The following is a 19668-nucleotide window of genomic DNA, read 5'->3' as shown; positions in this document are numbered from 1 at the left end:
CACAGGAATAAAAACAATATACCTGCAAAAATAATGCTGTACCGAACAAAACAATCTCTATCCCTTTGGGTATGTGGTAGAAAAGTGCCTTTTTTAAACCATAACATCCCGTGCGTTAATAAGTAGAAAAAGCTATGTTCCGGGCGTCGTCCATACCTTAAAATTTTTATTCCGTAATAAAACATTATCATCCAGACAATCAAAGTACCAATACCAAGCGCCCAAATAAAAAAATGTAAAAATGTTTCCATAGTGCGTCCTTCCATCAGGTAGCATAATGAGAGGTCAATTATCCCAATTATACCAAGATATGGCTATACGCATCCTTTATCCCTTAAGATGCTAACATGCTGATTGAGCTCGCCTCAGCAAGAGTGGCTATCTATAAAATAAGATAAGCCAACCCAAGAAAAGAAGCGAAAGCAACCATATCAGTTACCGTTGTCACGAGTACAACAGATGAATCAGCCGGATCTATTTTCCATCTCTCTAAAAAGATAGGAACCAGTGAGCCAACCACCGCGGCAATCAACAACGTGGAAAACATGGCAACACCAAAGACAAGGCCGATGATCCAGTCGCCAAACCATCCCCAAGCTATTAAAACCGCAACCAATGCAAAAACACAGCCGTTAATTAAACTGACAATAAGTTCTTTGATGAAAAATCGCCATTGGTTGGTCAATTTTAAATCATGTACCGCCAACGCCCGTACCGCCACGGTAATGGTTTGGGTGCCAGCATTCATACCCATGGAAGCGATCAGTGGCATTAAAACTGCCAGTGCTACTTGCCGTTGAATGGTTTCGGCAAAATTATCGATGATTAACGAGGCAAAAATGCTGGTGAATAAGTTAATGGCCAACCAAACCCAGCGCGAAAAAGTGGTCTGCCTGATGGAGCGGTAAAATTCACTGGCCCGCACCCCCCCTAATTTGAGCAGGTCTTCAGCCGCCGCCGCATCGATGATGTTGACAACGTCATCTACGGTAATCACCCCGATCAATCGACCGTCATCTGAAACCACCGGAGCGGAAACAAGGGCATATTTACGAAAAAGATAAGCCACCTCCTCCCGGTTCATATCCACGGGAATCAGGTCTAAATCTTGATCCATGATATCTGCTAAACGCACCACCCTTTTATTACGCATGGCCCTGCTTAAAGGCACGACCCCGACTGGCTTATTAGTCTCATCAACCAAGAAAAAATCATAAAAATCTTTAGGCAAATCTTCTTTTGCCCGCAAATAATCAATCGTTTCACCAACTGTCCAATTGACTGGTATGGCTACCAGTTCACGTTGCATCAATCGGCCCGCACTTTGTTCGGGATAGTTTAATCCCTCCTCTAATATTTTTCGTGCTTGGGGAGCAACTTTTTGCAATATTTCTTGCTTTTGCCCATCCGTTAAATCCTCAAGCAAATCAATTGCATCATCGCTTTCCAAACGACGGATCACATCCGCCAAGGTTTCCGAATCAAGCAATGGCAATATTTCTTCGCGCACGGGGACAGCTAAATAGGCAAATATTTCGGCATCCAATGGCTTCGGTAAAATATCAAACAGCCATTTACGCTCTTCCCGTGTTAATTGCTCTAAAATACTGGCAATATCTTGGGCACGGAAATGATCAAGCATTCCTTTGACCACGGACACCTGACCAGCCTCTAAAGCAGTGACAAGAGATTTAAGATTTTCTGATGCAAAACCCTCATACCCTTCTTGGTCAAAATGGGTAGAGATAATTTTCTGATCAGGGTTCACCAAGTCTTCATTGTTCATCATGATCCCTTTAGATATAAAAATTATTTAAGGATTTGCGCACCAACCACGGCCACAGCCGACATATTTATAATACTACGCACCTTGGCAGAAGGAGAGAGGATATGGGCAGATTTCCCACTTCCCAGTAAAATGGGGCCGATACTCAACCCATCCCCCATTTGCCTTAATAAATTAAAGGCAATATTGGCGGCATCGAGTGAGGGGAAAACCAACAAATTAGCTTGTCCCGCTAACTTGGCATCTGGGAATTGCTGACGACGCACGGCTTCTGATAAGGCTGCATCCCCTGTCATTTCCCCTTCGATTTCAACTGCAGGGTTATGTTTTTTAACAATTGCTAATGCCTGCCGCATTTTTCGTGCAGAAGCTGTTTCGGAACTGCCAAAACTGGAATGAGACAATAAAGCAACTTTAGGGGTTACCCCAAATTTTTTGACTTCTTCAATTGCTAATAAAGTCGTCTCAGCAATTTGATCCGCAGTGGGTTCCGGCGTTACCTGGGTATCACAAAGGAAAAAATTTCCCTGCGACAAAATTAAAGCATTCATACAAGCAAAATTATTGGCCTGAGGTTTTAAGCCAATAACATCATTAATATGACGCAAATGATGATCAAACCTGCCAAAAACCCCGCAAATCATCGCATCCGCCTCCTCCCGGCGAACCATTAAAGCCGCGATTAAGGTATTATCAGTCCGGATCAAAGTTTTTGCTAAATCGGGTGTAACACCTTTGCGTTCCATGATATGATGGTACTGCTGCCAATAGGAGGTATAGGCCGGGTCATTCTCAGGATCGATTAATTTGACTTCCTTTCCAATACGGAAGCGCAGACCTAATTTTTCTATCCTTTTGTTGATCACCCAGTGGCGGCCAATGAGAATAGGCTTGGCTAAACCTTCATCCAAAACTGTCTGGACTGCCCGTAATACCCTCTCATCCTCACCTTCGGCATAAACCAACCGTTTAGGATCATGATGGGCGCCATCAAAAACAGTTTTCATGAGTAATCCGGACCGGAAGACAAACTGGGTCAGTTTTTGCCGGTATGCTTTAAAATCTTCAATAGGCCGTGTGGCAACACCGCTATCCATCGCGGCTTTTGCTACAGCCGGGGCAATTTCCACAAGCAACCTGGGGTCAAAAGGCCTAGGGATAATATAATCCTTGCCAAATGCGGGGGTTTCAACTCCATAAGCGGCACCCACCACTTCCGATGGTTCGGCGTAGGCAAGATCAGCTATGGCATTAACGCAAGCAATTTTCATCGCCTCGTTAATCGTTGTCGCGCCCACGTCCAAGGCACCTCTAAAAATAAAAGGAAAACATAAGGCGTTATTTACCTGATTGGGATAATCCGAACGACCGGTGGCAACAATTGCATCAGAACGGACAGCTTTCACTTCCTCAGGCGTGATTTCAGGAGTGGGGTTAGCTAAGGCAAAAACCAAAGGATTTTTTGCCATTTTTGCAACCATTGCCGGTTTCAATACCTTGCCAGCAGAAAGGCCTAAAAAACATCCGCCCCTTCAATAATTTCCGCCAATGTCCTGGCGTTCGTTTCTTTTGCATAACGCGCTTTACGTGGATCCATCAGCTCGGTACGGCCTTTCCAAACCACACCAACAATATCGGAGACAGTTACGTTGGCAACAGGCAATCCCAGATCGACCAGAAGGTCCAAACAAGCCAACGCCGCAGCACCTGCACCCGATACAACTAATTTTATATCTTTTAAAGGTTTACCAACAACCCGTAACCCATTCCGAATGGCTGCAGCCACAATAATAGCGGTTCCATGTTGATCATCATGGAAAACCGGGATGCGCATCCGGCTGCGCAATTGATTTTCAATTTCAAAACATTCCGGGGCTTTAATATCTTCAAGGTTAATACCGCCAAATGTTGGCTCCAAACTAGCAACAATATCAATCAGTTTTTTAGGATCTTGCTCAGCAATTTCAATATCGAAAACATCAATGCCTGCAAATTTTTTAAATAAGACTGCTTTCCCTTCCATAACCGGCTTTGCGGCTAGTGGCCCAATGTTCCCAAGGCCAAGAACCGCTGTACCGTTGGTGATAACCGCCACCAAATTAGCACGAGAAGTCAGCTTGGCAGCTTCGGCATGATCGGCAACAATTGCTTCGCAAGCAGCAGCCACCCCTGGCGAATATGCCAAAGCCAGATCGCGCTGATTAGCTAAAGGTTTCGTCGAAACAATCGCCAACTTGCCAGGCGTTGGCTGGCGGTGATATTCAAGAGCGCTTTCAGTAAGGTTATCGACCATCCCTGACTCCAAAAATTTTAAACACCCGCTTACCCCTTGATCATCTCCACCCGACAATCCGGTGATCCTGATGATTGCCACATATTTTATGTCACTTTGGTGCGGTCGAGAAGACTCGAACTTCCACGGGTTGCCCCACAGCGACCTCAACGCTGCGCGTCTACCATTCCGCCACGACCGCTTATATCTAAGCTCTCCTAGTTACCTTTGGCAGGAGACTTTTATCTTACTGGAATAAATTAAGCAATATATCTTGTATAATCAAAATCAACCTGACAACATAAAAGGCGATCATATCGAAATATCTACACTACATTCAACTAATAATTATCATATTGATCTTGGCCAACCTGATCACAAGTAATAAAAATGCCTTCCATCATTAATCATCCTTCTGAAAGCAAAAAATTAACTGGCGATTCTCCTATCACTTGGATAAAAAATGATCAATTGCTGGATTATCCCCAGACCCTTCAGGCTATGGAAAGGCTAGCAATCGATATCCGCACAAAGAATGCCCAAGAACAAATATGGCTGGTGGAACATCCTGCCTTAATTACCGCTGGAACAAGTGCCAAGCCAGATGATTTGCATCCCTCTCTTCACCTGCCATTATACCATACCGGCCGGGGCGGGAAATATACCTATCATGGCCCTGGACAACGGGTGGTATATGTAATGATTGATTTAAAAAAACGCATTCATGACGTTCGGCAATATATACTGTTTTTAGAAGCATGGATTATTCAAACTTTGTCTAGCTTCGGTTTAAAGGGGCATCAACGTCCCGAACGCGTCGGAGTATGGATCGAAAGGCCAGATAAAGGCTTGGGATATGAGGACAAAATTGCTGCCATCGGCGTACGGATTAAACAACATGTAACTTTTCATGGATTTGCCATTAACCATTCTTGTGATTTAAATGCCTTTCAGCAATTTATCCCTTGTGGCATTAACAATCAAAAATATGGCGTTACGTCTTTCCAAGATTTAGGCATTGCTATCCCGATGCAACAACTGGATGACGCATTGAAGGATGGTTTTGAGAAGCTAAGCAAAAAATGGCTCCTGTTCGGCGATAGGTAAAGAACATGAGCCCAGTTCAAAAGCAAATACTGCCTTCTTGTCATCAATTTTCTTTAGTTACCCTACTCCATGCTTGGGAATGCCATGGCCATGAAGCACTCCCATTATTTTATTGCCATCCGGTAAAGGGATTGTTTATGCTGTGATCGGTTTTAATCAGTTATTCTTTCTGGATTAGGATTATACCCATGAAAACAGAAACACCAACTTCGCAGATCCCTAATAATCTTGAAGCCTTTTGGATGCCTTTTACCGCCAACAAGCAATTCAAGGCAAACCCGCGTTTATTGGTAAGTGCGGCTGGTATGTATTACACTACCGTTGAAGGCAATCGCATTTTGGATGGCGCAGCCGGATTATGGTGTGTGAATGCAGGCCATGGCCGCCCAGAGATTACCGAGGCCGTGCGCAACCAAATTGCAAAACTGGATTATGCACCTTGCTTCCAAATGGGCCATCCTTTGGTGTTCGAATTTGCCTCCAAACTAACCACCATCACCCCGGGTGACCTTAATCACGTGTTCTTTACGAATTCAGGATCAGAAGCAGTCGATTCCGCTTTAAAAATTGCATTGGCGTACCACCGTGCCAAAGGTCAAGGAACCAGGCAACGCTTGATCGGGCGGGAACGCGGTTACCATGGTGTTGGTTTTGGCGGCATATCGGTTGGTGGCATGGTTAATAACCGCAAAGCGTTCGGCAGTTTATTGACCGGCGTTGACCACTTATCCCATACCCATGACTTGGCAAAAAACGCCTTCAGTAAGGGGGAGCCGAAGAATGGTGTTGAGCTAGCCAACGAATTAGAGCGGATTGTGACCTTGCATGATGCATCAAATATTGCAGCAGTGATTGTTGAACCGGTTGCCGGGTCAACCGGTGTGTTGGTTCCACCCAAAGGATATTTGAAGAGGCTACGGGAAATTTGTGATAAACACGGAATTTTGCTGATTTTTGACGAAGTCATTACCGGGTTTGGCCGTTTGGGGACAGCTTTCGCCGCCCAATATTTTGATGTTATGCCGGATATGATAACGACCGCTAAAGGCATCACCAATGGTGCTTTCCCTATGGGTGCGGTATTTGTCAAGCAATCTATTTATGATACGATGTTGCAGGCAAGTGACGGTGCCAGCATTGAGCTGTTCCATGGGTATACCTATTCCGGCCATCCGAGTGCCTGTGCCGCAGGGATTGCCACCTTGGATGTTTATAAAAAAGGTAAAATTTTTGAAAATGCCAAATCCCTTACCCCTTATTGGCAAGAAGCTGCTCATTCTTTAAAGGGATTACCCCACATCATCGACATCCGTAATATTGGTATTATAGCAGGTATTGAACTGGAAACCATTCCCGGAAAACCAGGCAAACGCGGATTCCAAACTTTCCTGGATTGTTATGAAAAGGGTTTATTGGTAAGGGCCAGCGGTGATACGATTGCCTTATCTCCGCCTTTGGTGCTTGAGAAACAACATATTGATGCTATTTTTAACATCCTGTCAGAAGTGTTAAAGAAACTCGCCTAAATAAGTTTTGTGTTTAGGCACGTTATTTCTGGCTTTATATAGGTTCAATTATTAACTTTATTAAAGGAAGATTATCATGTTGATTGGTGTGCCGAAGGAAATTAAAACCCACGAATATCGGGTCGGAATGGTTCCTTCGAGTGTTCGGGAAGTTGTTCATCATGGTCACCAGGTTTTGGTTGAAACCGGCGCTGGCCTTGGCATTGGCTTTGATGATCAAGCCTATGTCGCGGCTGGGGCAAAAATTGCCAAAACAGCCCAAGAAATATTTGAAAAAGCAGAAATGGTAGTCAAAGTTAAGGAACCGCAAGCCGCTGAATATAAAAGGCTGCGTCGGGGACAAATCTTATTCACCTATTTGCATTTGGCACCAGATCCTGAACAAACCAAAGGATTGCTTGACTCAGGCTGTACAGCCATTGCCTATGAAACCGTGACGAACAGCCGCGGTGGTCTTCCTTTGCTGGCGCCGATGAGTGAAGTGGCGGGTCGCATGTCCATCCAGGTCGGCGCCCATTGTTTGGAAAAAGGTGTTGGTGGAACTGGTATCTTACTGGGTGGTGTCCCAGGCGTTGCACCTGCCAAAGTCGTGATCATCGGCGGTGGTGTATCGGGCACCCATGCCGCCCGCATGGCTATCGGGATGGAGGCTGAAGTTATTATCCTCGAACGCTCGCTTGACCGTTTAAAACAGTTGGATGAACAATTCGGTTCCCGCTTAACCACCTTATATTCGACAGTCGATTCAATTGAAAGCCATGTGACGGGTGCTGATTTGGTAATTGGTGCTGTGCTGGTCCCAGGCGCTGCAGCCCCACGGTTGGTGACCCATAAAATGATCAAAAAAATGCGTCCCGGCTCGGTGGTGGTTGATATCGCCATCGACCAAGGTGGTTGCTTTGAAACCAGCAAACCAACCACCCATGCCCAGCCCACTTATGTCGTTGATGGCGTGATCCATTATTGCGTGGCCAACATGCCGGGCGCCGTTCCGCGCACATCCACCTTTGCCTTGAATAACGCGACTTTGCCGTTTATTTTGGCTTTGGCTAATAAGGGTTACAAGAAAGCCTTGACCGATGATGTGCATTTACGCAACGGCTTAAATGTGCATGAAGGCAAATTAACTTACCAAGCGGTGGCTGAGGCTTTAAAGTTACCTTATGTCAGTGCAGAGAAACTATTGGGGTTAGCCACTTAGCTAGATTTTCTGAGGATACCCTTCAAAAGGGCATGGGTTTTATCCATGCCCTTTTTCTATCCGTCCTCGCTCAATGCCTAAACCAAACCGATCAAGCTTACTAAGCTGCGGAATATTTAAGGGTAAGTTTTAACTTGCAGGAAATGGGCTGGAGCTTCACTAGGGTTCAGTAAATCTACATTCATCAATTGGAAATACCCCAAACAAGCCGGATGCTGCATCACTTGATCGCCTGCCTGTTCTGCATATTTCCTAGTTTTCCACCATAATATATCGACATAACTACCCTCAGATTTTTTTAGCAATTCACGCCGGATAAATCCGGGTTGCTTTTGCAAAAAATTTTGCTGTAGCTCTCCTGATGCTTGTAGCAAGGCTTGTTCGCTCACATCCTTTTTTAATTGGAATGCTGCCCATTCAATAGTTTGTTGATCCATCTTTTATCTCCTTCGTTTCTAGTGTTGAAAAACATTATCTGCCTATAAATTGGCTTTGAAGAAATTATCATGGATATATATGACAAAATATGTCATATTTGTTAAATGGGCAAAACGAATGATCAATCACGTTTGGAACGGTTGGATGAATTGGTGGGGTTATTAAAATCCCGCGATTCCCTAACAATTGCTTATGTTTCCCATGAACTTGGTGTCAGCACACGAACAATCTTGCGTGACCTTAACATTCTACGAACCAGAGGCATACCGATTGAAACCGATCGTGGCCGAGGGGGTGGGATTCGCCTGCAACGCGGTTGGGGCATGGGGAAATTACAGGTTAATTATCTGGAAAGCATCAATTTGCTGCTAAGCTTGGCCATTATGGAAAAACTGGGCTCCCCCTTGTTTTTAGGGAATTTAAAAATAATCCGCCGCAAAATTACATTGGCCTTCCCCGAATCACAACGCCGCAATATCATTGCCCTACAACGTCGGATCCTAGTTGGGGGATTGGCATCACATCAGGTTATGGAAAGTTATGGTCAAAGATTATCTGTAGGAGCAGCACCCATCCAACAAGCTTTTTTTGAGATGCGTTATTTGCAAATTTCTTATCAAAATGAACGGCAAGAAATAACCAGCCGCTTGATCGAGCCCCAATTCCTTTTATTAAATTGGCCGGTATGGTATCTGTTGGCCTGGGACCAGTGGCGGGCGGCGGTGCGTTTCTTCCGCATTGACCGCATCCAAAACGCTATTATCCAACCAGATTTTTTTAAATCCCGCAGCGAAAAACTTTTCCTCAATCACACCGAAGATCTGGCAGAACCAATCTGAATATTTTTGCTAAAATCTTGACATCCAACAAAATCTTGGTCAAATTGGGTTAAATTGCTTTTATTTTATGGGTATTATGCCGTCAATTATTACTGCCGATGGGACTGTTCACCAGTTCCCTACCAACTTGAAGGGCTATGAGATCGCCAAGCGCTTATCAGCCCCTAAACAGGTGATCGCCATCAAAATCAATGGGATTCCTAGTGACTTATCAACCATCATTCCCGACCAAGCCAAAATCGAGTTTATCCAACGTGACGAGCCGTTGGGGCTTGAAATTTTGCGCCATGATTGTGCCCATGTTTTAGCCCAAGCTGTCCAAGAATTATTTCCCGGCACGCAAATCACCTTTGGCCCCGCCATTGAAAACGGCTTTTATTATGACTTTGCCAGAGAAACCCCGTTTGCTCTTGAAGATTTGCCAAAAATTGAAAAACGGATGCAGGAAATCGTTACCCGTAATTTGCCCATTACACGCCATATATGGTCACGCGACCAGGCTATCAAATTTTTTAAAAGTAAGGGCGAAATTTTTAAAGCAGAACATGTAGCAACCATTCCCACCAGTGAACCAATTAGCGTTTATCAACAAGGTGATTTTACTGATTTATGTACCGGCCCTCATTTAACAGGTACCGGCCAGCTGGGCAAAGCTTTTCGCTTAAGCAAAATTTCTGGTTCCTATTGGCGGGGTGACGCCAATAATGCCAAATTGCAACGCATTTATGGCACTTGCTGGGCGAATGAACAGCAACTAACCGATTATCTTTTGCAGCTGGAGGAAGCGGAAAAACGTGATCATCGACGTCTAGGGCGTTCGATGGATCTTTTCCATTTACAAGAAGAAGCGGTTGGCAGTGTATTTTGGCATCCAAAAGGCTGGACCCTGTACCGCACCCTGGAAAATTACGTTCGCAGTCAATTGGCACAATACAATTATCAGGAAGTTAAAACTCCCCTTCTCTTCGATAAATCTTTATGGGAAAAATCAGGTCATTGGGAAAAATACCGCAAAGACATGTTTGTTTTCCAAGAAGAAGGACAGATCCTGGGCCTTAAACCAATGAATTGCCCGGCTCATGTGCAGATTTTCCGCCAAGGTATTACCAGTTACCGCGATTTACCACTACGCATGGCAGAATTCGGCTGTTGCCACCGCAATGAGGCATCTGGCTCTCTTCACGGCATTATGCGAGTCAGGTCTTTTACCCAGGATGATGCCCATATTTTTTGTACTGAAAATCAGGTGGTTGAAGAAACTATTAATTTTTGTCAGTTACTCGCAAAGATGTATCGCGACCTTGGTTTTCCGGAATTTACGGTTAAATTAGCAGACCGCCCGGCTTTACGCGCAGGAACAGATGAGGTCTGGGATAAGGCTGAAAAAATTTTGCATCAGGCCATCAAAAAAGCCGGAATTCCGTATACAGTCAATGCAGGCGAAGGGGCATTTTACGGCCCTAAATTAGAATTTTATTTAAAAGACAGTATTGGGCGCGTGTGGCAATGCGGAACATTGCAGGTTGATTACATTATGCCTGAAAGATTGGATGCTTCCTATATTGCAGAGGATGGGTCTAAAAGACGTCCCGTTATGCTGCACCGAGCGGTTTTAGGGTCGATGGAGCGTTTCATGGGCATTCTCATTGAGCATCATGGCGGACGCTTCCCCCTATGGCTGGCCCCACTGCAAGTGGTTGTTGCTAATATTACCGATGCCAGCGCTGATTATGCGAAAGATATTTACCAAAAACTTCGAAAAGCTAATATCCGCGTCCATTTGGATATCCGCAATGAAAAAATTACCTATAAAATCCGCGAGCATAGCGAAAGCAAGATCCCCTTGATTTTTGTGGTCGGCAACCGCGAAGCAGAGCAGCAGCAAGTGGCCATTCGCCGCCTGTCCGGCAAAGATCAGGAAATTGTTTCCTTGGAGGCAGCTATCCAACAATTACACCAAGAATGTCAACAGCCCCTATAATCTTTTATTTTCGATCTTTATTAATAACTTTACCGAGGTGAAATGGTTAATTTTAATACAACAAATTCTTCGACAAATCCCGCCAATACCGAACGTGACACCACTCGCGTTAACCAGCAGATTAATTCAAGCACCGTCCGGTTGATTGATGCCGCAGGGGAGATGGTTGGGGTTGTTCCCCTTAAAGTTGCCTTGGCCAAGGCCATGGAAGCAGGTCTTGATCTGATTGAGGTTTCCCCCAATGCTAGCCCGCCCGTATGCAAGATATTAGATTACGGTAAATATAAGTATGAGGCACAAAAACGCCGGAATGAAGCCAAAAAGAAACAAAAGGTTATTGAAATCAAAGAAATCAAAATCCGTCCTGGCATTGATGACCACGATTATGACGTGAAATTGAAATCGATTGTCCGTTTCTTGGATGAAGGTGATAAGGTCAGAGTAACCTTGCGCTTCCGCGGCCGGGAAATGATGCACCATGATTTGGGAATGCAGTTGCTCGAACGCATGCGAACGGATTTAGGCGATAAGGCAAAAATTGAGCAATCCCCAAGGTTAGAAGGACGCCAGATGGTGATGGCACTTGCCCCGAATAAGTCATAGGCTATGCTGGCCCTACTTGGCCCTGTCTCTAGGTCACCTACGAAAAGCGTGCAGAGTTATTGGCAAACCGGTGGTTGATTAAATAAAGGTGGTTGAATGGCTGCAGCGGTTTCATTTCCCCAACATCTTTTAGCCATTGAAGAAATATCTGCCTTAGAAATTCAGGCTTTTCTAGCCTTGGCTGAAAATTATACCCTTCCTTCTTTTGTCCAAAATCAGCGTTCCTTGCTGAAGGGCTTGACGGTCATCAATCTGTTTTTTGAAGAATCAACCCGTACCCGTACCTCTTTTGAACTGGCGGCCAAGCGCTTAGGAGCCGACATTATCAATATTGCCACCGCCACCAGTTCGCTTAAAAAGGGTGAATCTATTAGGGATATGGTTTTAACCCTACAGGCGATGAAATTGGATGTTTTGATCGTCCGCCACCCGGAGTCAGGTTCCGTGGATTTCATCAGCAAGCAAATTTCATCTGCCGCCGTAATTAACGCAGGTGATGGCACCCACGAACACCCAACCCAAGCCTTTTTAGACGCGTTGACAATTAAGCGTCATAAAAAAAATATCAGCGGCTTGAAAATCGCCATTTGCGGCGATGTGCTGCACAGCCGGGTTGCCCGCTCCAACATACATCTTTTAGGAAAATTAGGAGCGCAGATTCATCTGGTCGGACCACGAACTTTAATACCGCAATATTTTTCCCAATCCAACATCCAGATTCACTACAATCTTCGTGAAGGTTTTAAGAACGCAGACGTCATTATCATGTTGCGGTTGCAACAAGAACGGATGCAAGGGGCTTTTGTCCCTTCCCTAGAAGAATATATGGATTTTTTTGGTCTAACGATGGAAAAATTAAAACATGCCAAACCCGATGTTTTGGTCATGGAGGCTGGCCCCATCAATAGAGGCGTTGAGATTTCCGGGCAAGTGGCCGATAGTCTTAGCTATAGCGCTATATTAGAACAAGTTGAAATGGGGGTAGCCGTAAGGATGGCTTGTTTGGACGCTTTAACGCAAAAGAAACGCTTACCTACTTAGCTCCCGTAAATATCCCCTGAGGATTAACAAGATGTCATATTCTGTACCCTTTGCTTTGATTAACGGTCGCCTGCTTGACCCTTCCAGTGGTTTAGATCAGACAGGGGGAATTCTGATAGATCAAGGATTGATTACGGAAGTTGGCAGTCACATCAATATAAAATATTGTGAAAGGCAGAAAATTCCCTTTCAGGATTGCCAAGGCCACTGTATTGCCCCTGGTTTGATCGACATGCGAATGCAGATACGTGTGTCGGGGGCCACTTTAACAGAATCCCTTTCCAGTACGTTGCAAGCGGCGGCGGCTGGAGGCGTCACCTCAATGGTTTGCCTGCCAAATACTAGGCCCATTTTAGATCATGCGGAGGTTGTGAGTTACCTTAGGCATGCAGCCAATCAGGAGAAAAAAACAAAATTATATTGTTATGGGTCAATGACCCAAAATTTGGCTGGACAGCAGTTAAGTGAAATGGGTTATTTACAACAAGCGGGGGCAATCGGTTTTACGGACGGCCTGAAAGCGGTGGATAACCCAAAAGTTTTTTGGAAAGCCTTGTCTTACGCCAAAACTTTTAAAAGCCTTATTTTACAATATGCTGAAGATCAGCGATTGGCGGAAGGTACGCTTGCCACCCACAGTTATTTATCCACCAAAATGGGGTTACCCTCCGTCCCTGCTTGTGCCGAAACAATGCAAATTGAGCGTGACTTACATTTGGTTGCTTTAACCCAAAGCCCTTATCACAGTTTCCCAATCACCACCAAAACTGCCGCTAGAATAATCAGCCAAGCCAAACAACACCAATTACCCGTGAGTTGCAGCACTTCTCCTGCTTACTTTTGTTTAAATGAACAGGCTATTCAAGGATACCAAACCTTAGCCAAATTATCGCCGCCGCTACGCGAAGAATCGGACCGGTTGGCGGTGATTGAAGGCCTTAAAAATGGGATCATTGACTGCATCACCAGCGACCACAGCCCGCAAGATGACGATTCTAAAAAAACCACTTTTGTTCAATCTTCTGCAGGGGCAGCCGGGCTAGAAACTTTCTTCCCCCTCAGTTTACAGCTTTATCATCAGCACGGCATGGGTTTACTGGCTTTACTGAAATGTTTAACCAGCAATCCAGCCGATATTTTAGGATTACCCCAAGGGCGGCTGCAAATCGGCAGGCCTGCCGACATGGTTGTTTTCGATGTTGCTAAAGCCTATGCTATCAACATCCATGCTTTCCATGGTCAGGCAAAGAATTCACCTTTTCATCATTTCCCGGTTAAAGGTAAGATCCTGCAAACCTATGTCGATGGACGGCAAATTTATAATAACTTCTAAAAAAGGTGTCAGGATGTCAGGATACGGTGAAATGATCGGAATGGCCCTGATTGGCTATATTTTGGGTTCTATCCCTTTTGGCCTGTTGCTCACTCGTTTAGCAGGGCTTGGCGATATCCGCCAGATTGGATCCGGCAATATTGGCGCCACCAATGTTTTGCGGACAGGTCATAAATCGCTGGCCTTCTTTACCCTACTCTTGGATGGAGGGAAAGGGGCATTGGCATTTTTCATCGGCTATCACTGGAGCTTAGAACTAGCTTTAATAGCAGGTTTCTTTGCTTTTCTTGGCCATTTGTTCCCGGTGTGGTTAAAATTCCACGGTGGTAAAGGGGTGGCAACTTTCTTGGGCATTATGTTGGCTATTAATTGGAAGCTTGGATTGATTGCCTTGGCCCTATGGGTCTTGATTGCTTTCGTTTTCCGCTTCTCGTCACTTGCCTCCCTGCTTACAGCCTTTGCCTGCCCTTTCCTATGTTGGTGGTTCGTAAGTATGGAGGCAGCGTTATGGGTGGCAGTGATGACCGTGCTTGTATTCATCCGCCATCACACCAATATTCAACGATTATTTGCGGGTAGCGAGTCAAAAATTGGCAAAAAATCTGCCTGATCCAATTGTTATGAAAAATAAATCCTATCCATCTGATGAAGATAGGCTTCACTGGATCCATTTGGCACGAACCCCCTTCATCGGACCAATCACTTTCCAAAAGCTATGCAAAAAATTTGGCAGTCCCAAAGAAATCCTTTATCAAGCCAGCCGATTGCCTGAGCTGATCCGCCTTTTTGCCAATCATCCCTTACCATCTGTCAGCAATATCCAACGCGAGATTGAAGAAACCCAAAAAAATGGCGGCGAAATAATCCTTTTGGATCAGCCGGAATATCCTGCTCTTCTAAGGTTTATCGCAGATCCACCGCCGGTTATTACCATTCTCGGCAACCAAGCATTATTGCAATTACCTAAAGTGGCGATTGTGGGCGCGCGCCAAGCATCTGCCGCCGGTTGCAAAATTGCGGAATTATTGGCTTTAGGTCTTGGCAAAGCAGGTTTGACAGTCGTTTCAGGGATGGCCAAGGGTATTGATCAAGCTGCACACCGTGGTTCCTTAACCACAGGCACAATTGCTGTACTGGCTGGAGGCGCAGATCATATCTACCCGCCGCAACATCAAGAACTATATCGCCAAATAAAGGAGCAGGGTCTGATTGTCAGTGAACAACCGTGGGGAACAATTCCACAAGCCGGATTTTTTCCAAGACGCAACCGTTTAATCTCGGGCCTTAGTTTGGGAATTATCGTTGTGGAAGCAACGGCTAAATCAGGATCGCTGATCACCGCAAAAATGGCTTTAGAACAAGGAAGAGAGGTCTTTGCCGTTCCCGGTTCTCCCCTTGACGGCCGCAGCTATGGCCCCAATAACTTAATCAGGCAAGGCGCTGTTTTAACAGAAAGTGCGGAGGATGTCATTCATTCCCTGCCTGATTTTGATACAAACGCCCGGCCATCAGATACCCTTATCAAGAATATCCGCAGCTTTCAAATAGCCAAATCTCCCTCTCCCCACACACCTTCTTTTATCCCCCCATTCGCTGAAATTGAGAGTACTATTCTTCAAAAACTTGCGATTACGCCAATTTCCATTGACGAACTCGCGAATGAATGCCAATTATCTTTGGCAGATTTACGGGTTATACTAACCGAACTAGAAATGGACGGGAAGGTTCGACGTCATCTAGGAGATAAGGTTAGTTTAGGGATAACGAATTGATCAACGCCTGGTTGTCGTGAAGGATCGTTTATAATGGATGTCGTTGTTGTTGAATCACCCGCCAAGGCCAAAACCATTAACAAATATCTGGGTGCAAATCATATCGTTATTGCCAGTTTTGGCCATGTGAGGGATCTGCCTTCAAAAGAAGGCGGCGTTCAACCAGAAGATAATTTTGCCATGAATTGGGAAGTAGAAAGCCGTGGACAAGCTCAGTTGCACCAAATCAGCCAAGCCCTTAAATCAGCTGACCGCTTAATTTTGGCAACCGACCCTGACCGAGAGGGTGAGGCCATTTCTTGGCATATTTGGGAAGAATTAAAACGCCGGCGTTTGTTATCCAAGGACTTGCCGATTAGCCGGGTGGTTTTCCATGAAATTACCAAGCAAGCTGTCTTAGAGGGTCTCAAAAATCCCCGTCAGATTGACCAAAATTTGGTTGATGCCTATTTAGCCAGGCGTGCCTTGGATTACCTGGTGGGCTTTACTTTGTCACCCGTATTGTGGCGTAAGTTGCCAAGCGCGAAATCGGCGGGCCGTGTTCAATCTGTAGCATTAAGGCTGGTTTGTGAGCGGGAAAGTGAAGTTGAACTGTTTGTTTCGCAAGAATATTGGGATATTTTTGCCCATTTTCGCAATTCTAATAACGAACCATTTCGTGCCAAACTATCGAAATGGGATCAAAAAAAACTAGAAAAGTTTTCCATCACCAACACCACCGATGCCGATACCATCGTCAAAAAATTACAGAAACTATCCGGCTGGTGTGTTACCCAGATAGATAACAAGATTGTCCGCCGTAACCCCGCCTCTCCTTTTATTACCTCAACCTTGCAGCAAGAAGCCTCCCGCAAGCTGGGGTTTGGTGCTACCCAAACAATGCGTATGGCCCAAAAATTATATGAAGGTGTTGAAATTGATGGCGAAACCGTTGGGTTGATCAGTTATATGCGCACGGACAGCGTGCAATTATCCGGCGAATGTATTGCTAGCTGCCGACAACTGATTGCAAGGGACTTTGGGGATATTTATTTACCGGAAAAACCCAGGTTATATAAATCAACAGCAAAGAATGCCCAAGAAGCTCATGAAGCCATTCGACCCACCGATTTGCATCGCCGCCCTGCCAGTATGGCACGCTTTTTGTCCAAACAAGAACAACAGTTATATGATCTTATTTGGCGGCGGACTTTGGCAAGCCAAATGTCTTCAGCGATTTTAGATCAGGTGACCGCTGACGTAGTGGACGCGCAAAATCAAGCCACTTTCCATGCCACCGGTTCGGTTCTAAAATTCAAGGGTTTCCTTGCTGTTTATCAAGAAGACCAAGATGATTTATCAGACAGCGATCAAGAATTCTCCATCCTTCCCCCTCTGACGCTTCAGGAAAAAGCGTCTGTGGATTCCATCAAACCAGATCAACACTTCACCCAACCCCCTCCGCGTTATGGTGAAGCCAGTTTGGTTAAAAAATTGGAAGAATTGGGCATTGGTCGCCCTTCCACCTACGCTAGTATTTTGCAGGTGTTACAAGACCGTCAATATGTCAATTTGGATAAACGCCGTTTTCATCCGACCGATACTGGACGACTTGTCAACAGCTTCCTTGTTACCTTTTTTGAGCGTTACTTTGCCTATAACTTCACCGCATCCATGGAACAAGAACTCGATGAAATCACCCATGCCAAAATTGAATGGAAAGAAGTGCTACAAAAATTTTGGACGGACTTTGCCCGCCTGAATTCCGAGGATGCTAAAACCCCTCAAGAACTGTCAATCGGGGCGGCTATTAAAAGATTAGATGAACAATTAGGTAACCGCGCTGTTGTTAACAAAGCACTGGATGAAGAACTAGGAAAAAGTTTATTTATCAGCCGTGACGGCGCTACTTCCGCAAGGCTTTGTCCTTCTTGTAAAAAAGGAGAACTGCATATTAAATTCGGGAAAAGCAATGTTTTTATTGGTTGTTCTAATTATCCCGATTGCCGCTATGTCCATAGTTTAGGGGTCATTAACCCAGATGCACCCGGCAGCAGTTTATCGCTGCCTAAATTAATCGGCCAGGATCCGGCAAGCGGCAAGGATATCACCCTCAAACAAGGTCCCTACGGGGTTTATGTGCAGCGTGATAATCACGATGCAGAAAAACCCCAGCGAGCAGGACTGCCGAAGGGGATTGACCCGGAGGAAGTGGATCTGGCCATGGCTTTGTCCATTCTGTCACTGCCACGAACTTTGGGAACCCATCCGGAGTCAAAATTACCTATTACAGTTGGCATTGGCCGGTTTGGCCCTTACTTAAAACATGGCGAGCAATATCACCGCTTAAAAGACGATAATGTTTTAACCATCGGAATTAATAGGGCGGTCAGCCTCATTGCAGACCAACCGCGTACAGGCGGACAAAATAAGAAATCCGCATCTGAACTGGGTGTTTACCCTCAGGACGGCAAAAAAATCTTACTCCGTACCGGGCGATACGGGGTGTATTTGCAACATGGGATAAAGAATGTGCGAATCCCAGTTTCTTACCGTGACCAAGAAATCGGTTTAGCGCAAGCCATTGAAATCATTGATCAGGCACCGGCGACACCCGCCTCCCCCGCTGCCAAAAAACGTTCGGCTGGCCTTAAAAAGGCTGCCAAAAGTCCTGTGAAAAAATCTACGAGCACCCGAAATCCCACAAAAAGCAAGCCATCCCTAATGCCGGCTATAAGCCGGAAAGTGAAAAAACCATCCTAAATTTAGATTAGCACCACCTGCAGTTTCTTCTTTCTAGACAGCAATAGCTTTGTTATCCTATGGGTGAAGATTGACCCCTTCTTATCAAATAGTGGCAATGAAAAAAAAACTTATCTGGCCTTTGATCCTTGGCTTAATTGCTGGCAATTCCGTTTACTGGGGCAATTTGTTAGAAAATTCTGCCTTAGGGCGCTGGATGATGATACAATCAGCCAATGAAGGTTTTATCATATTGGCGATCACAACTGGCATTTTTACGACATTTCTGGTTCTTTTTATTAACTATTTGCATAAAAAGTGGCAAATATTCCTGACTTTTGTCTTATTGCTAGCGGTCTTAACAATATTTTTTGATTATTTTAACCTGCAATATGATTTTATCTTTAAAAAGCTTCCCTATCTATTGGAGGTAGGATTAGTCAATACCCTATGGATATCGGCGGTTTCCATCGTGATTGCTTGCATCATTGGGTTATTGGCGGCGTTAGGTAAAATTTCCCTGCATGGTTTTTGGGTGGGCCTGGCCACTTTTTATATTTCTTTTTTCCGTGGTACCCCTTTGTTACTGCAAGTCTTCCTGATTTACCAAGGGCTGCCGCAAATCGGCGTCGTTTTAAAAGCAGAAGCCGCAGGGATTATTGCCCTTAGCCTGGGATATGGCGCCTACCTTGCGGAAATTTTCCGGGCGGGGATTGAAGGTGTTAACCGCGGCCAGCGCGAAGCTGCCCTTGCCTTGGGCCTATCACGCCATCAGACTTTGTACAAAATCATATTACCTCAAGCGATGCGATTAATTATCCCCCCCATCGGCAACCAATTCTTATCCATGCTGAAGGATAGTTCTTTGGTTTCCATTATGGGGATATGGGAACTGATGTTCTTGGCAAGAACACAGGGAAGGGCCGAATTTAAGCATTTGGAAATGCTGATTACCGCCGCCTTAATCTATTGGGTTATTTCCATGATTTTGGAAATCGGGCAAACATGGTTGGAAAAGCACTTTAAACCCGAACCCTCCAAACGTTAG

At 45.1% G+C, this 19668-nt stretch carries 14 protein-coding genes, 1 tRNA gene and 1 pseudogene; 12 read left to right on the top strand and 4 right to left on the bottom strand.

Translation table 11 applies throughout. The features are described from left to right. Positions 1-382: 382 nt before the first annotated feature. From mgtE to IPP67_05070, 3 genes and pseudogenes are all read right to left on the bottom strand, one after another. Complete coding sequence (gene mgtE, locus IPP67_05080; protein ID MBL0338543.1) at positions 383-1789, bottom strand: magnesium transporter; 1407 nt, start codon at positions 1787-1789, stop codon at positions 383-385. A gap of 20 nt (positions 1790-1809) precedes the next feature. Beyond that, positions 1810-4079 (bottom strand): annotated as a pseudogene (locus IPP67_05075) (NADP-dependent malic enzyme). Positions 4080-4176: 97 nt separating this feature from the next. Then, a tRNA-Leu gene (locus IPP67_05070) sits at positions 4177-4260 on the bottom strand. A gap of 188 nt (positions 4261-4448) precedes the next feature. Here IPP67_05070 and lipB point away from each other — a divergent pair. The 3 genes from lipB to ald all read left to right on the top strand — a co-directional run bounded on the left by lipB (position 4449) and on the right by ald (position 7892). Then, positions 4449-5165, top strand: coding sequence for a lipoyl(octanoyl) transferase LipB (lipB, locus tag IPP67_05065; protein MBL0338542.1), 717 nt, complete (start codon positions 4449-4451; stop codon positions 5163-5165). 188 nt (positions 5166-5353) lie between these two features. Beyond that, entirely contained in the window at positions 5354-6691 is a 1338-nt protein-coding gene (locus IPP67_05060) for an aspartate aminotransferase family protein (protein ID MBL0338541.1), read from the top strand. A 76-nt stretch (positions 6692-6767) separates the two neighbouring features. Further along, entirely contained in the window at positions 6768-7892 is a 1125-nt protein-coding gene (gene ald, locus IPP67_05055; protein MBL0338540.1) for an alanine dehydrogenase, read from the top strand. 116 nt (positions 7893-8008) lie between these two features. On the opposite strand, the gene IPP67_05050 is transcribed toward ald, so the two are convergent. Then, the gene (locus IPP67_05050) at positions 8009-8329 is read right to left on the bottom strand and encodes a hypothetical protein (protein ID MBL0338539.1); all 321 of its coding nucleotides are present in this window, start codon (positions 8327-8329) and stop codon (positions 8009-8011) included. Positions 8330-8434: 105 nt separating this feature from the next. On the opposite strand from IPP67_05050, the gene IPP67_05045 reads away from it, so the two are divergent. From IPP67_05045 to IPP67_05005, 9 genes are all read left to right on the top strand, one after another. Then, entirely contained in the window at positions 8435-9169 is a 735-nt protein-coding gene (locus tag IPP67_05045) for a WYL domain-containing protein (protein MBL0338538.1), read from the top strand. A 76-nt stretch (positions 9170-9245) separates the two neighbouring features. After that, a complete protein-coding gene (gene thrS, locus IPP67_05040; protein ID MBL0338537.1) occupies positions 9246-11150 on the top strand; it encodes a threonine--tRNA ligase in 1905 nt (634 codons plus the stop codon). Between the two features lie 42 nt (positions 11151-11192). Beyond that, positions 11193-11753 (top strand): translation initiation factor IF-3, encoded by a 561-nt coding sequence (locus IPP67_05035; GenBank protein ID MBL0338536.1) that lies wholly within the window; start codon positions 11193-11195, stop codon positions 11751-11753. Positions 11754-11849: 96 nt separating this feature from the next. Beyond that, on the top strand, positions 11850-12794 hold the full coding sequence (locus tag IPP67_05030) for an aspartate carbamoyltransferase catalytic subunit (GenBank protein ID MBL0338535.1): 945 nt from the start codon (positions 11850-11852) through the stop codon (positions 12792-12794). Between the two features lie 31 nt (positions 12795-12825). Next, positions 12826-14127, top strand: a complete 1302-nt coding sequence (pyrC, locus tag IPP67_05025; protein ID MBL0338534.1) for a dihydroorotase — start codon at positions 12826-12828, stop codon at positions 14125-14127. A gap of 13 nt (positions 14128-14140) precedes the next feature. Continuing rightward, positions 14141-14737 carry a glycerol-3-phosphate 1-O-acyltransferase PlsY gene (plsY, locus tag IPP67_05020; GenBank protein MBL0338533.1) on the top strand — a complete coding sequence of 199 codons (597 nt, stop codon included), beginning with the start codon at positions 14141-14143 and terminating at the stop codon, positions 14735-14737. Between the two features lie 10 nt (positions 14738-14747). Then, the gene (gene dprA / locus IPP67_05015; protein ID MBL0338532.1) at positions 14748-15899 is read left to right on the top strand and encodes a DNA-protecting protein DprA; all 1152 of its coding nucleotides are present in this window, start codon (positions 14748-14750) and stop codon (positions 15897-15899) included. Between the two features lie 33 nt (positions 15900-15932). Then, complete coding sequence (topA, locus tag IPP67_05010) at positions 15933-18641, top strand: type I DNA topoisomerase (protein MBL0338531.1); 2709 nt, start codon at positions 15933-15935, stop codon at positions 18639-18641. A 97-nt stretch (positions 18642-18738) separates the two neighbouring features. Beyond that, entirely contained in the window at positions 18739-19668 is a 930-nt protein-coding gene (locus IPP67_05005) for an amino acid ABC transporter permease (protein ID MBL0338530.1), read from the top strand.

Source organism: Rhodospirillaceae bacterium (assembly GCA_016722635.1).
Classification (GTDB): Bacteria; Pseudomonadota; Alphaproteobacteria; order JAEUKQ01; family JAEUKQ01; genus JAEUKQ01.
This window is presented reverse-complemented; position numbering and strand designations above follow the sequence as displayed.